This is a genomic window from Streptococcus cristatus (assembly GCF_003943465.1).
Lineage (GTDB): Bacteria > Bacillota > Bacilli > Lactobacillales > Streptococcaceae > Streptococcus > Streptococcus cristatus_C.
In genome coordinates this window covers 170876-186108 of the sequence record NZ_RJPR01000003.1, presented here as the reverse complement: position 1 = coordinate 186108, position 15233 = coordinate 170876, and the positions used below count along the sequence as shown (strand labels likewise).

Sequence of the window (15233 nt, the reverse complement as noted above, 5' to 3'; positions counted from 1 at the left end):
AAAATTCGTCTCTTGTTCTCAGGGAAAAAATCTTTAATGAAGAATCTTCCTTTTTGCCACAAAATCAGAGATTTCACATGTAAAAATTCGGTTTTTGTTCTTTTGGACTGATTTCACATGTGAAATTAAGTATCTTGAACTCTAGGAAACTAGGCATTCCTGTAGATGTTCTATTTCTTCCTACACCTTCTCCGCTAGTTCTTCCCACTCTAGCATGGCTTCTTCTTGGGCAGCGGTCAGCTGGTCGATTTGCTGCTGGCTCTCCATGAGTTCACTGGCGTCGTTGGTAGCCTGCATGGCTTCCTGAAGCTGACTGATCTGACTGTCCAAGTCCTCGATTTGCGCTTCCAATTGCTCTAGGCGGCGGGCCAGCCGGCGCTGTTCTTTCTGGTTTTCCTTTTGAAGCTGATAGTCATTGGCTGGGGCAGGCTTATCAGAATCGACCTGCTCCGTCTCCTCACGCAAGGCTTCCTGCTCTGCCTTTTTCTCCAGATAGTAGTCATAATCCCCTAGATAAAGGGTGGAGCCTGTCTCAGAGAGCTCGATGATCTGTGTGGCCACGCGATTGATAAAGTAACGGTCATGACTGACAAAGAGCAGGGTGCCGTCAAAGTCAATTAGGGCATTTTCCAGCACTTCCTTGCTGTCAATGTCCAGGTGGTTGGTCGGCTCGTCTAGGATGAGGAAGTTGTTATTTTCCATAGACAGCTTGGCTAGAAGCAGCCGCGCCCGCTCTCCACCCGACAGCATGCCGACAGACTTCTTGACATCATCTCCCGAGAAGAGGAAAGCGCCTAAGCGATTGCGAATCTCGACCTCTGGCGTCAGCTTGAAGTCATTCCATAGCTCATCAAGAACCGTATTGCTGGCAGTCAGTTTGCTCTGGGTTTGGTCATAGTAGCCCACTTCCACATTAGCCCCCAGCTGCTCCTTGCCTCTGATGAAGGGCACTTGTCCGATTAGTGATTTAATCAAGGTCGTCTTCCCAATCCCATTTGGCCCGACAATAGCTACCGCATTAAACTTGCGAATGTCAAGGTTAATCGGCTCCGACAGGACTTCCTCACCGTAGCCAATAGCTGCATCTTCCAAGGTCAGAACAACATTTCCAGAAACCTTATCGGATTTGAAGGTCATATTAGCCGAGCGATTGCCGGTCTCCGGCCTGTCCAAACGCTCCATCTTTTCCAGCTGCTTGCGGCGGGACTGAGCCCGCTTGGTTGTGGAAGCCCGAACCAGATTGCGATTGACAAAGTCCTCCAGCGCAGCGATTTCTTTCTGTTGCTTTTCATAGTTCTTGGCTTCAGTGGCCAGCTTCTGCTCCTTTTGGACCACAAAGCTAGAGTAATTGCCCACATAGCGATCCAAGGAATGCTTGGTCAAATCCAACGTTATAGTCGCAACCTTATCTAGAAAATAGCGGTCGTGGCTGACGATGATTAGGGCACCGCTGTAGTTAATCAAGTAAGTCTCCAGCCAGGCAATGGTCTCGATATCCAAGTGATTGGTCGGCTCGTCCAACACCAGCAGCTCTGGCTTCTCCAAAAGCATCTTGGCCAGAGCCAGACGGGTGTTCTGCCCGCCCGAAAGCTCAGAGATCTTCATCTGCCACATGGACTGGTCAAACTTGAAACCATTCAAAATAGCTCGAATATCAGCCTCATAGGTAAAACCACCTTTCTGGCGAAAGTCCTCTGACAGCTGGTCATACTGGGTCATGAGAGCAGTCAGCTCTCCCCCTGACAATTCTCCCATTTGCAGCTCCATCTGCCGCAAGCGCTTCTCTTGCTGACGCAGACTATCAAAGACCAGCAGCATCTCGTCGAAGATAGTATTCTCCGACTCAAAGCGACTGTCCTGAGCCAGATAGGACAGGGATAAGTCTCGTTTTTTATTGATTTGACCAGACGTCGGCTCTTCCTCGCCCACCAAAATCTTGAGCAGGGTTGACTTCCCAGCTCCATTTTTACCGACGAGGGCAATACGGTCACTCTCATCCACCTGCAGGTTGATATTATCAAAAAGTAGCTCCCCTGCAAAAGAGCGTTCAATCTTGTTTGCTTGTAAAATAATCATAAGACCATTATAGCAGATTTCCAAGTACAGGGCCATTGGCTGTCATAAAAAATGCAATCCAAACTATCTGTCTCTCAAGCCAATTCAAAGAAAAATTTTAAATTTTTTCGCAAGTACTCCGACCAGAATATCCTGTCTAGTGATTGAGCACCAAGCTTTCCCTACCATCAAATCAGACTTTAAATATATTGGCATGCCCAATAAAGCCGATAGAGTTCAATTCTATCGGCTTTATTTCCTATTCAATCATTTGCGTTTCGGCTAGTTTCTTATACCAGTGAGCGGATTTCTTCGGATAGCGTTTCTGCGTTTCGAAATCTACGTAGAATAAGCCGTAGCGTTTTTCATAACCGTTAGACCAAGAAAAGACATCCATCAGAGACCAGATAAAGTAGCCCTTGACATTAGCCCCATCCGCAATCGCATCGGATAAAACTTCCAAATGCTGCTTGACATAGTCAATCCGAGCATCGTCGTAAACTGTATTGTCCACAAATTCATCTTTATAACCCAGACCATTTTCTGTGATATAAATCTTCTTGTAGTTTGGATAATCCTTCTTAATCCGCATGATTTGATCATAAAGACCTTGCGGATAGATAATCCAATCCCAATCGGTTTTTGGTATATGGGTCGGCGATTCTCTGCGACCTACCCCCTTAATCTGGTACTTGGAGCTTCCCTTTTCGCCTTTTCCGTTATGGATAATTTCAGTTTCACCGTCAAAGTCGCGCATCCAGTCACTCATATAGTAGTTGATGCCAAGGAAGTCATTGAGGTCTTTGGCTGCTTCTAAAGACACAAAGTCTTCATCACGTAAGTCGAGCTGGCCACCATTGACCTTAAGGATATGATTAACTCCTGCCAGAGTTACATCTGAATAGTGCCCCAGATAAGTCGCATCTAGGATAAATTTGTTATGAATAATATCTTCCAACTCTGCCGCTCTGACATCTGCTGGATTTTCTGGATCGTAAGGATATTTTGTTGGAAGTGCATGAACAACACCAATTTCACCCTTGTAGCCCTTGTCCTTATAGAGCTTAACAGCACGGGCATGAGAAACCATCATGTTATGATGGGATTGGAAAACCTTGGCCAAGTCATACTGGATACCTGGAGGAAATTTTCCGACTAAGTACTGACCATCACCAATGGGACCAATTTCATTGAAAGTTGTCCAATAGCGAACTTCTGGAAATTCTTCAAAACAGAAAGCCGCATAGTCCACAAAGTGCTCAATATTTTCTCGATTGAGGAAATCGCCATTTGAATGAAGAGCCTCTGGTGTATCAAAGTGGTGAAGGGTCACAAAAGGTTCTACATGGCGTTTGTGGCATTCTGCGAAAAGATTATGGTAAAATTCCACACCTTTTGGATTGACCTCGCCATAACCTGTCGGGAAAATCCGTGACCAAGCAATGGAAATCCGAATCCCATTGACGCCATACTCTTCAGCCAATTTCAGATCCACTGGGTATTTGTGGTAAAAGTCACTGGCAGGTTCTGCCGTGTACCAGTAGTTATCCTCTAGGTACTTATCCCAGGCAACAGGTCCTTTTCCATCTGTATGGGTTGCTCCCTCAGCTTGATAGGCTGCTGTTGCACCACCGAAAATAAAATCTTTAGGTAAGCTTTTTGTCATCTTATTTTCCTTTCAATAGCATTTGGAGAGTGGGACAGAAATCGGTAATTCGCTAGAATTCTATTTCGTCGTCCCACCTCCGCACAGTTGAGTAGGGCTATAAAAGCTGATGAAATTAGCGTAGTAGAGCCCACTCAACCACTGCGTCTTGCTCGACAATCCAAAGACAATTGAGAGGCTAGGACTTTTGTCCCAAACTCTATCAAGTTGCTTCATCTCAAATAAACAGATTTAGTTCTTAAATTGCTCCTGAACGAAGGCCAGTGCTCCTTTGCCATCACGGGTTAGTTTGATGTATTGGCCGCCTTCTGTCTTAGCTAGCTTGATACCCAATTTATCAGTTTCTGCCTTCATGTCTTCAAAGTTGGAGGCAACTTGAGGGGCAAGAATAACCAGGTCAAACTCAGGCAGCATTTCACGGTGAGCACCGTAGCCACCCGCTGCTGCTTTGACAGGAACATTGTATTCAGCTGCTGCTTTATTCAAAGCGTTGGCCAGTAATCCACTAGTACCACCGCCTGCACAGAGCACCAGCACATTGGTTTCTTCGCTAATATTGTTTTGCGCTGGAGCTTCTTCATCCACACCTGCTTTTTCAAGGATAGCGTCCGCTTTAGCAGTATTAAAGTTAGCTGCTACTTTTTCTTTAAGAGCATCATTAGATTTGCCAGAACGTTCTTCTTCTAAGATTTGTTCATCATAAACCTTGACAAATGGATAATAAATAATCACATCCACTACGACAAGAAGGGCTGCTAGTACAAAAGACAGAAGCTGAAAGTTGGTCCCCAGCACAATTCCCAGAGGTCCAGGTGTCACCCAAGGAAGGTTGGCTGAGAAGGAGTTCATGTTTAAAGTATCAACAAAGAATTTGAAAATCCATACGTTTACGATAGGTGCAAAAATAAATGGAATGAAGAAAATTGGATTCAGTACGATTGGAGCACCAAAGAGAATCGGCTCATTGACACCAAAGAAGGTTGGGACAACAGATGCTCGACCAATTGCACGATTACGCTCGGACTTACAGATCCACATGAAGAGGAATGGAACGATCAAGGTCGCACCAGTACCACCCATGGTAACGATGAACATTTGAGTACCAGAAGTGATGACCTTATCCGCATGCTGACCAGCTTGTACCAGAGCCAAGTTAGCATCGATATTGGCATAAGTAATGGCAGCAATGGCAGGCTCAACGATAGACGGACCGTGAATTCCCACGAACCAGAAGAAAGCGTAAGCACCAAAGATAAGCGTGATTCCCAGATAGCCATCTGCCGCTGAGAAAAGCGGAGCAAGAAGCGTTCCGATGGATTCTGCAACGGTTACTCCCAGACTTGCTTTAACAAGCAGTTCCAAACCGTAGAGCAGAACGACTGAAACAGTGAATGGAATCAAGTCTTTAAATACTTGCGAAATATTTGGTGGAACTTCTTCTGGCATGCGGATGGTGACATTATTTTTCACACAAACCTTGTAGACATTAACCGTAACAAAGGCTGCGATGAAAGCTGTCAAAAGACCTTTTGTTCCCATGAAGGCAGTCAGGAAGCCACCTTCCTTGGCAGGCTCAGCGGCCATGAGGAGGAAGCCGACCATAGAAGCCAGCATAGTAGATAAGAAGTTAATCTGGTTTGTAGCAGGCAAGCTGCGATTGACAGAGTCCGTCAAAGCCTTTGCAGTGGTCCCGCCCACAAAGAAAGCCAGAATCCCCATTGAATAGCTATAAGGGGTCATTAAGAAAGTTTCAATATCCTTAGACCAGTGGAAACCCCACGCATTTGGCACATAGGCAATCAAGATAAAAATAGATGAGAAGAGGATGACTGGCATACCAGCGATAAAGCCATCCCGAATAGCACGGAGATAGATATTTCGAGAAATCTTCTCAAAGAAAGGCTTCCCTTTCTCAATAAGTCCGATGAGTTTGTTCATTATTTTACTCCTCTTTTATATAGTTCAATCATGTGTTTCATCAAATCCTTGAGCAACAAGGTTGTCATCAGGTGATCCTGACCGTGCATCATGGTCACGCTATAAGCCAAGTCCTCACCAGCAGCTTCCTTGGTCAAAAGGCTGGTCTGAGCATGGTGCGCTTCGACAATACAAGCATTGGCTTCTTCCACCAAACTTTCTGCGCGGTCAAATTCTCCAGCCTGAGCTGCATTTAGTGCTTCCAGCAACTTGGAGCGAGCGTCACCTGCGTAGGCTACGATTTCAAAACCAAGTAATGTTACTTCTTCTCTATTCATGATAGATCCTCCTTTTAATGTTCCTTATAGTAATCGTTGAATATGTAAAACCAGATAAACTCGCTCACTATGATACAAATCTATTCCAGTTTTCTGGGCAATAATCTCATATAGACTACTTCCGATTTGATAAGCTTTGGGATAGGTCAGTTTAATCTGACTTTCCATTTCTAACAGTGAAACGTTATCATCTCGGCTTCTGTCTAAGTAATCTAAGAAGTAATTAAGATGAATCATAAACCGGTCATAGAAGTTGCTATTATCCGATGTTCTTTTTATTCCCTGTTTTCTTAGCTCTTCTTCTACAGCAGCTAGAATTTCCTTACGCTGATCTAAATGACTCTGCCCTGCTGGACTGGAAAATCCTTCTGCATTGATAAAGTGATAGGCAATTCTATTTATTTCATCGTCTGGAAAAGCTTCTAAGAGTCGTTCCCGATAAATAGCCACTGCTTCTTGTGCGATTTGATAAGGAATGGGATATTTACCTGAAGCATCTGGAAGGTCACTGCTCTTGTACCGCCCCTGCTGAAGCGCTTGATAAGAACCGTAGATATGGTCCGTCAGTGTGACATAGATATACTCCTGGACTGGGTAATGGTATTTCTTGGAAAGCGTGTCAATCACATCATAGGTCACTGTGATAAAGTCCAGCGGAACATCTTTGAGCAAGGCCACAAAGTTTTCCTTGGACTCTTCCGTTCTCATACGAAAGACTTTCTCAATCTTACTTTCCAGAACAGGATCACCCTTTTTCTTATTGAATGCTATCCCACTACCAATCAGAACAACCTCTTCACCATTTTCATGTTTGGCTAGAGCAACATTGTTATTCATAGGAAGTATGATTCGATACATAGTTCCCTCCTTATCATTTTCTTGGGTTTTCGTGAAATAAAAATGACCGCAAATAAACGGAAAATACAAGAGCACTTGCTTCTTCCAATTTATTTGCGGTCACGCCTAATCCAACTTAGTAACGCTCACCCTATTCAATTTATAGTTTCATTATAGCACATCAAAACGTGAATGTAAACCCTTTCTTTTGCTTTTTTTAAAAATATTTTTTAGAAGCCTTTTTTTACTAAGCATGACCAACGCTCATCAAGCTTTTCAAACTTGAATCCTCGACTTTAGATAAAAGTAGGAGCCAAGAGCAGAAAGTGCAAGACTTCATAAAAACTTCTTGGAAAGCTTGCACTGAACTTGCCATGAAAAACTTGCTCTCGCTCAATTAAGTCTCTTCATGTCAAAAGTTTTTTCTTCTATAAATTACTTGTAGTTTACAGAAAACTAGCTAAAACTTCTTGATTTTGCATAACCAAGTAAATACCCAGCAAAATAATCAAAACAAAAAGACTTAGTTTTATCATCCCCTTGACAAAACGAACAATCCATAGAATAATCATGGAACCAATCAGCCACATAATGGCTGAATGCTGGAAAAATCCTTGAACTGTCTCAACATTCTCGCCAAAGAAGGCCTGAATGGGCGCTGGAACATGACTTTCCCAAGCTGCTGTCACGCCTAGCTGGTTAGCAATGTCGCTGCCGCTTTTCCACAGCCAAGCAAAAATGCCTGAGTTAAAAAGAAAAAGGAAAACTTGCTCTGGGAAGCGTCTAATAATATTAAAAATCGATCTTAGCATACCTTTATGATTGATACAAGTCTTTTACAGCCTGGATATCTATCGGCTGAATGCTATAAAATGAGCCTGCCGACTGCATCACTGATTCCTCCTCATTATGGTCTAATCCGATAGCATGGCCCAATTCGTGAGCTGCTGTATTGACAATCCGCTCATGAGAATAACCATAGCGTCTGTCCAGCAAGTAGTAACTATTAAGACGAACAGTCACATGAGTAAATCGTTTGGTGAGGAGATTGGTCTGCGACTCAGCCTCACCAGCTGCACTGACATTACCGTCATTCATCTCCGTCGCAACAATGTCCGCCTTGTCTTTGTCATTGATGATTTGAAAGGTGAAGGCACCTGTCTGATTCCAAGCATCAATGGCCTCCTGATAGGCTGAACGGAAGGTTTCATTATTTGTATCGATATAAATTGTGGCGCTTGGCTGATCCCAACGAGCCCCTGTTGTTGCATGCTCATCTGTCAGCTGATGGGACTGAATTCCCTCATTAGTCTGAAAACCAGTGGAAAGTCCTTGATGCGTTAAGAATTGATCCACTTGAGTAACAGTAGTTCGAAGAGCCTGCGATAATCCCTCAGCCCCCGTCTCTGTCGAAGTAGTAAAATAAAAAACACCTACAAGAACAAGGAAACTGAGTGCCACAGACCAAATAAGCCCCCAGATGAGCCGCCAAACCAAGCGAACTATGAATCTAATAGAATTGAAAATAAACTTCACGGCAGCCTCCTTTCTCATAGAATGCACGAGAGATTTAGTCTAGCATCTTTCGCTTAAATAAAACTGAATATGCATAAAGAGCAAGTATCGCAATAAATGACTCGGATACAAAGTCCCACTTGAAAAGACGAAAAAAGAAGCTGAGAAACTCAGCCTCTTCTTAAGTAAATTACAATTCGATATCACCGAAAAGATCAGCCATTGAGAAACCAGTTTGAGTTTCTGGAAGCTCAAAGTCACGTTTTTCTTGACGACGTGGATGACGTGGACGAGATTGACGTTTTTCTTCTTTTTGGCCTTCTTCTTGAGCTGGACGCTCTTCAAGAGCCTTGATAGAAAGTGATACACGCTCAGCAGCAGCATTCACTTCAAGAACTTTAACAGTTACTTCTTGACCAACTTTAAGAGCATCTTTTGGATTTTCAACACGTTTGTGTGAAATTTGTGAGATGTGAACAAGTCCGTCAATACCTGGCAATACTTCAACGAAAGCACCGAAGTCAGTCAAACGTTTTACTGTACCTTCAACTACATCGCCAGCAGCAAGTTTTTGTTTAACACCGTCCCATGGTCCAGGAGTTGTAGCTTTAAGTGAAAGTGACACACGGCCTTCTTCTTCGTTCAAATCAAGAACTTTCACTTCGATTTCGTCACCAACTGAAACAACAGATTTTGGTGAAACGTTGCGCTCGTGAGAAAGTTCAGTCAAGTGAACCAAACCATCAACACCACCAAGGTCAATGAAAGCACCGAAGCTTGTGATGCGAGCAACTTTACCAGTCACAACATCACCAACATTCAATTTGCCAAATACTTCTGCACGCGCTGCTGCAGCTTCTGCTTCAACAACTTCACGACGTGAAAGGATGAAGCGGTTTTCTTTTGGATCTACTTCTTTGATCTTAGCATCAAATTCTTGACCTACAAAACGTTCAGTGTTGCGAACGAAACGAGTATCGAGCATTGAAGCTGGAATAAATCCACGAAGTCCTTCAAACTCAACAGAAAGTCCACCTTTAACAGCACGAGTGCCCTTAACAGTAACAACTTCTTCTTCACGACCAACCAATTTGTCCCATGCTTTGCGAGCTTCTAAACGTTTTTTAGATACTAGGTAAGTAACTGTATCTGTATCTTTACCTACTACTTGACGAAGAACAAGCAATTCAAGTGTGTCACCTGGTTTTACAAAGTCATTGATGTCAGCATCACGATCATTTGTCAACTCACGCAGAGTCAAAACCCCTTCAACACCAGTACCAGCAATGGCAACATTAGCTTGGTTAGCATCCACTGTCAATACTTCAGCAGTAACGACATCACCTGGCTCGACTTGGCTAACACTGTTTAGCAAATCTTCAAATTCATTCATCTAAAAAAATCCTCCAACAATCAAGTGTACTACTTGACATACTTATAATTATTTTCCTAAGCACCCGCAAACGACATTGATTTATCTTTACCGTTTTCCACCCTATAAAGAAATAAAATATCCGACGATATTTTATCCTTTATCTGATATATTACCTAAGAACTGGGGTAGCTGGATTCGAACCAACGCATGAGGGAGTCAAAGTCCCTTGCCTTACCGCTTGGCTATACCCCAATGATGAAATGGAGAGAGAGGGATTCGAACCCCCGAACCCGAAGGAGCGGATTTACAGTCCGCCGCGTTTAGCCTCTTCGCTATCTCTCCGACAATCAACGATATCAATTATATCATTAATCTAATAAAAGCGCAAGCCCTTATTTTCCTAAATTGTAGGTTTCAATCAAAGTTTCCACCGCTTTTTCAAGCTTTTTATATAAACTTTCAACATTTCCATTCTTGACAATAGCAAATTGGCCATCAAACTCGGCAATCTCGCCAATGACTTTTTTCCCAATAGAAAGGGTGTAGCCATCAAATTGGTCAGCGCCAAGCGTCACCTTGCTATCCGCAATCTGAATCTCAATTTTTTTATCTTTTTTACTCATTCTTCTACCTCTTTCAAGTTTCTATTTTACACAAAAATAGCAAAGCTGGCAAGTGATTTCCTCAATAAAAAGAGCCTCGAAAGGCTCTTAAAGTTATTCGTCTACTTTTACAATCCAACCTTCTGGAGCTTCTACATCACCAAATTGGATACCAGTCAGCTCATCGTAGAGTTTGCGGGTCACTGGGCCGACTTCTGTTTCACTGTAAAAAACATGGAAGTCATCACCGTGCTGGATTCCTCCAATTGGTGAGATAACAGCCGCAGTACCACAGGCTCCCGCTTCGACAAAGCGATCCAAGTTATCAATCGGAACGTCACCTTCAATTGGCGTCAAGCCCAAGCGGTGCTCTGCCAAGTAAAGCAAGGAATATTTGGTAATGGACGGCAGAATGGACGGGCTCAGCGGAGTCACAAATTCATTGTCTGCCGTGATTCCAAAGAAGTTGGCTGATCCGACTTCTTCAATCTTGGTATGAGTTGACGGATCTAGGTAGATAACGTCAGAGAAGTTGCGAGACTTAGCCATCTTACCTGGTAGGAGACTAGCTGCGTAGTTACCACCCACCTTAGCAGCACCTGTACCATGTGGAGCTGCACGGTCATATTCGTCTTGGATCAAGAAGTTGGTTGGAACCAAACCACCCTTGAAGTAGTTTCCAACTGGCATAGCAAAAATCGTAAAAATGTACTCCTCTGCTGGTTTTACACCGATGATATCTCCGATACCAATCAAAAGGGGACGAAGGTAGAGAGTTCCTCCCGTTCCATATGGCGGTACATATTCTTCATTGGCGCGGACAACAGCCTTACACGCTTCCACAAACATTTCAGTTGAAACTTGTGGCATCAAGAGACGATCGCAAGTGCGCTGCAGACGCTTAGCATTCTCATCTGGACGGAAAAGCTGGACACTGCCATCCTTAGTCCGATAGGCCTTTAGACCCTCAAAAGCCTGCTGACCATAGTGAAGGCTTGGTGAAGATTCAGAAATATGCAGGGTCGCATCTTCTGTCAGCTTACCTTCCTCCCACTGGCCATTCCGATAATAAGCAATATAGCGATAGGGCAATTTCATATATGAAAAGCCAAGATTTTCCCAATCAAGATTTACTGTCATAGTCTTTTTCCTCTTTTCCTTATCTTTCAATTTATAGATACTCCCTATTGTACACCTTTTTCTGAAAAATTCAATCATTATTTTCAATTTTCTGAAAATTTATTTTTTAAAAAACCAGTTCGTATGAACTGGCTTGTTGATTACTTGATATAAGCTGAGAAGACTTCTTCGTCTGAAATAGAATCAGAAATGAAGCTACCGTTGCTGGTGCGCTCAGACAGGCTGAGGTCGGCCAGATTGATTTCATAGGCCGTTCCTTTATTAGAAAGCACCTGCAAAATCTGCTCTTCACCGGCTTCTGCTTCAGTAGTAAAGAGGTCAAAGTCCACTGCTTCGCCATAGACTGGTCCAGCTGCAAAGACTCGATGTGGCTTGGTCTTAAGCTCTCTCAGAACTTGAAGACCGCGATTTGCTCGACTGGTAACAGGAATATCTGCGACTGCCATACGCTTAATCGATCCGCGCTGCGTCAGGATGTAAAGCGAGTCTGTATTGGCGATAAAGGCTGCCGCTAGGACATCGTCCTTCTTGAGGTTTATGGCTTTAACCCCAGCCGCCTTAGCTCCGATGACAGGAACTTCCTCAATATTGAAACGAAGGGCATAGCCATTCTTGGTCACGAGCATAACATCATCCAGCTTAATCGGAGCTAGAGCAATGACCTGGTCGTCTTCATTTTTCAGCTTGGCAAACTTAAGCGACTTGGACTTGTAGGTCCGCCAAGGACTGAACTCCTTGCGCTCCACTCTCTTGATTTGTCCCAGTTTGGTCGCTGCAAAGTAGGTCCCCTCCTCAAAGTTATCCAGCAACTCTGCATAGATAACCTCTTCTTTGGTATCAAAGTTGCTGATGGTCTGGCTGAGGTGTTCTCCAATTTCTTTCCAGCGGATATCTGACAGCTCATGAACAGGCCGGTAAATAACATTTCCAAGACTCGTAAAGATCAGCAAGTGCTGAGTCGTCTTGGCTGGACTGACGAAAATCAGTCGGTCATCATCACGCTTGCCTATCTCCTCTATGGTCGAAGCGGAGAAAGAACGCGGACTGGTACGCTTGATATAGCCAGAACGAGTCACGCTGACATAGGTCTCTTCCTCAACAATCAGACTAGCTGTATCAATCTCAATGGCGTTTGCCGTATCCTGCAACTCACTGAGACGCGGATTGCCAAACTTCTTCTTGACATCGCGAAGCTCACGCTTCATAAGATTATACATGGTGCGCTCATCACCGATAATAGCTGCCAGCATGGCAATCTTCTCGCGCAGCTCTGCTTCTTCCTCTTCCAGAACCACTACATCTGTATTTGTCAAACGGTAGAGTTGGAGAGTGACGATAGCCTCAGCCTGCTCCTCAGTGAAATCATAGCTGACCTTAAGATTTTCCTTGGCGTCTGCTTTGTTTTCTGAAGCACGAATCAGGGCAATCACCTCGTCCAAGATGGAAAGCACCCGAATCAATCCTTCCACGATATGGAGGCGTTTCTCAGCCTTGGCCTTGTCAAAACGGCTGCGAGCCAGAATAATCTCCTTGCGGTGGGCAATATAACTGGTCAAGATTGGTACAATCCCCACCAGACGCGGCGTGAAATTGTCAATAGCCACCATGTTAAAATTGTAATTGACTTGCAAATCAGTGTACTTGAAGAGATAGTTGAGAATCAGCTCGGTATTGGCATCTTTCTTGAGCTCGATAGCAATGCGAAGACCGTCCCGGTCGGACTCGTCCCGCACCTCAGCAATGCCGGCCACCTTGTTGTTGACTCGAACATCGTCAATCTTCTTGACCAAGACCGCTTTATTTATCTCGTAAGGAATCTCGGTGATGACGATTTGCTCTTTACCACCCTTCAGCTTTTCAATCTCAGTTCTGGAGCGGACTACAACTCGACCTTTTCCAGTCTCGTAAGCCTTCTTAATCTCATCACGTCCTTGGACGATGGCTCCTGTTGGGAAGTCTGGACCAGGCAGAAACTCCATGAGTTTGTCCACCTTGGCAGACGGATGGTCAATCATATAGATGACCGCGTCAATGACTTCGGCTAGATTATGAGGTGGAATATCCGTCGCATAACCAGCAGAAATCCCAGTTGCTCCATTAACCAAAAGATTAGGAAAGGCTGCCGGCAGAACAGTCGGCTCCTTCTCGGTATCGTCGAAGTTCCAAGCAAAAGGAACGGTATCTTTCTCAATATCCTGCAAAAGATAGCCAGCCATTTCAGACAGACGCGCCTCAGTATAACGCATAGCCGCCGGTGGATCACCGTCCATGGAACCGTTGTTTCCGTGCATCTCAACGAGAATCTCGCGATTTTTCCAGTCCTGAGACATACGGACCATGGCATCGTAGATAGAACTGTCACCGTGAGGATGGAAATTCCCCATGATGTTCCCGACAGACTTGGCAGACTTGCGGTAGCCCTTGTCAAAGGTATTGCCGTCCTTGTTCATCGAATAAAGAATACGGCGCTGAACAGGCTTCAAGCCATCTCGAATGTCTGGCAGGGCCCGCTCTTGAATGATGTATTTGGAGTAGCGACCAAAGCGCTCTCCCATGATGTCCTCAAGGGACATGTTTTGAATATTACTCATATAGGATACAGAGCCCGTAAAATACAAAGTAAAAATAGGAAATTTTTGCAGTGAGCAATGCTCTAAAGAGAATCTATCTTTTCCACACAGTATTTAGGGCGTGTTCAACTCCTTTCAAAGAATGTAGAGTAGAATTTTTTAGAAAAAGGAATTCAGTTACTACAAATAACTAAACGATCCTTTCTGTAGTTTAAAGTGTTTAAAATAGATTATCGAATCAATGATTCAACAGTTTTTCCTCAGCGTAAGTTATCATCTTCTTAGCCTCTTTGTGACCGTATGCAAACCCCATCTTTTTAGCCAATTCTTGCGCTTCACAATCGAATAACTTCATGGTAGAAAACAAAGACTGAGTGACCTTCTCCAAACTAGATAAATCAAGCAGATTAGAGAACTCCTTCTCTTGCTCCGCTGGTAGATATTGGAAGAGATACTTGTAGTTCTTTCCGATGTCTACGGGTCCCCGATCACTTGCTACCTGCCAAGCTAAGACCTTCAAGAGCTCTTGCTGGCAAATGCCATAGAGGTGGTCAGTCGCATAGATCAGCTGATTTCTTCGAATGGCCTTTACGACATAAGTCGATACCCACCAAAATTCATTGCAGGATGCTACAAATTCCTCTTCAGAGGGCAAAACAGTCCAGTAGCGCTTCGGATTAGGCAGATAGTCTTCAAACAAGCCTTTGTCGTCTTTTAAGACTCTGAAACCTGCCTCGCTATCCACCCACTCTTGGATGTGTTCCTTGGGACAGAGTGTCAAATCGATGCGGTTGCCATCTTCAAAGAGCATGAGATAAAGATGACGATGTTCTAGGACATTGTGCTGTTCAATTAGACGGTTACCAAACTGGTCTAGCCAAGATAAATCTGAAATCAGCTCTTCCAGATTCTCAACTATATAGACCACGTCATAATCCTGAAACTCATCTTTTGGGGAATCTGTAGTGGTTCGTGAGCCAGATAAGGCCACTGCTTCCACTTGGAGGGTTTCAGCAATTTGCTCAATCAGTTTCATCATTTCTGTATCAGTTCTCATCTTTCACTCCTCCATCACTCAGAGGTGTTAGCTTTTTTTTAACGGTATAAAGCAATAAACCAGCGATTACCTCTGAACATTAGCTAAACAAACAACGACTAGACCTTATCAAGTAATCATCCTGTGTCCTACTGATCTCGGTCGAAATAATAGAGATAGAT

General features: G+C 43.9%; 12 protein-coding genes and 2 tRNA genes. All 14 read right to left on the bottom strand.

The window, feature by feature from the left end; all coding sequences use genetic code 11:
• Positions 1–180: 180 nt before the first annotated feature.
• Positions 181–2076 (bottom strand): ABC-F family ATP-binding cassette domain-containing protein, encoded by a 1896-nt coding sequence (locus D8793_RS05355; RefSeq protein ID WP_125371061.1) that lies wholly within the window; start codon positions 2074–2076, stop codon positions 181–183.
• Positions 2077–2314: 238 nt separating this feature from the next.
• Positions 2315–3721: a 6-phospho-beta-galactosidase gene (gene lacG / locus D8793_RS05350; protein ID WP_125371060.1), complete on the bottom strand. Its 1407-nt coding sequence runs from the start codon at positions 3719–3721 to the stop codon at positions 2315–2317.
• Positions 3722–3952: 231 nt separating this feature from the next.
• Positions 3953–5659, bottom strand: a complete 1707-nt coding sequence (locus D8793_RS05340) for a lactose-specific PTS transporter subunit EIIC (protein WP_125371059.1) — start codon at positions 5657–5659, stop codon at positions 3953–3955.
• Positions 5659–5976 carry a PTS lactose transporter subunit IIA gene (lacF, locus tag D8793_RS05335; protein WP_125371058.1) on the bottom strand — a complete coding sequence of 106 codons (318 nt, stop codon included), beginning with the start codon at positions 5974–5976 and terminating at the stop codon, positions 5659–5661. Before lacF ends, D8793_RS05340 begins: the two co-directional genes overlap by 1 nt.
• Positions 5977–6000: 24 nt before the next feature.
• Positions 6001–6834, bottom strand: coding sequence for a PRD domain-containing protein (locus D8793_RS05330; RefSeq protein WP_125371057.1), 834 nt, complete (start codon positions 6832–6834; stop codon positions 6001–6003).
• Positions 6835–7259: 425 nt separating this feature from the next.
• Entirely contained in the window at positions 7260–7625 is a 366-nt protein-coding gene (locus tag D8793_RS05325) for a hypothetical protein (RefSeq protein ID WP_125371056.1), read from the bottom strand.
• Between the two features lie 4 nt (positions 7626–7629).
• Complete coding sequence (locus tag D8793_RS05320) at positions 7630–8367, bottom strand: matrixin family metalloprotease (RefSeq protein WP_185761017.1); 738 nt, start codon at positions 8365–8367, stop codon at positions 7630–7632.
• A 151-nt stretch (positions 8368–8518) separates the two neighbouring features.
• Complete coding sequence (rpsA, locus tag D8793_RS05315) at positions 8519–9721, bottom strand: 30S ribosomal protein S1 (RefSeq protein ID WP_125371054.1); 1203 nt, start codon at positions 9719–9721, stop codon at positions 8519–8521.
• A 162-nt stretch (positions 9722–9883) separates the two neighbouring features.
• Positions 9884–9955: transfer RNA gene (locus tag D8793_RS05310), tRNA-Gln, on the bottom strand.
• Positions 9956–9964: 9 nt separating this feature from the next.
• Positions 9965–10045 (bottom strand) — tRNA-Tyr (locus tag D8793_RS05305).
• A gap of 50 nt (positions 10046–10095) precedes the next feature.
• A complete protein-coding gene (locus tag D8793_RS05300) occupies positions 10096–10326 on the bottom strand; it encodes a DUF2969 domain-containing protein (protein WP_125371053.1) in 231 nt (76 codons plus the stop codon).
• A 93-nt stretch (positions 10327–10419) separates the two neighbouring features.
• Positions 10420–11523 (bottom strand): branched-chain amino acid aminotransferase, encoded by a 1104-nt coding sequence (locus D8793_RS05295; RefSeq protein ID WP_125371052.1) that lies wholly within the window; start codon positions 11521–11523, stop codon positions 10420–10422.
• Between the two features lie 62 nt (positions 11524–11585).
• Positions 11586–14036 carry a DNA topoisomerase IV subunit A gene (gene parC / locus D8793_RS05290; protein ID WP_125371051.1) on the bottom strand — a complete coding sequence of 817 codons (2451 nt, stop codon included), beginning with the start codon at positions 14034–14036 and terminating at the stop codon, positions 11586–11588.
• A 217-nt stretch (positions 14037–14253) separates the two neighbouring features.
• Positions 14254–15072 carry an aminoglycoside 6-adenylyltransferase gene (locus tag D8793_RS05285; protein WP_125371050.1) on the bottom strand — a complete coding sequence of 273 codons (819 nt, stop codon included), beginning with the start codon at positions 15070–15072 and terminating at the stop codon, positions 14254–14256.
• Positions 15073–15233 lie beyond the last annotated feature (161 nt).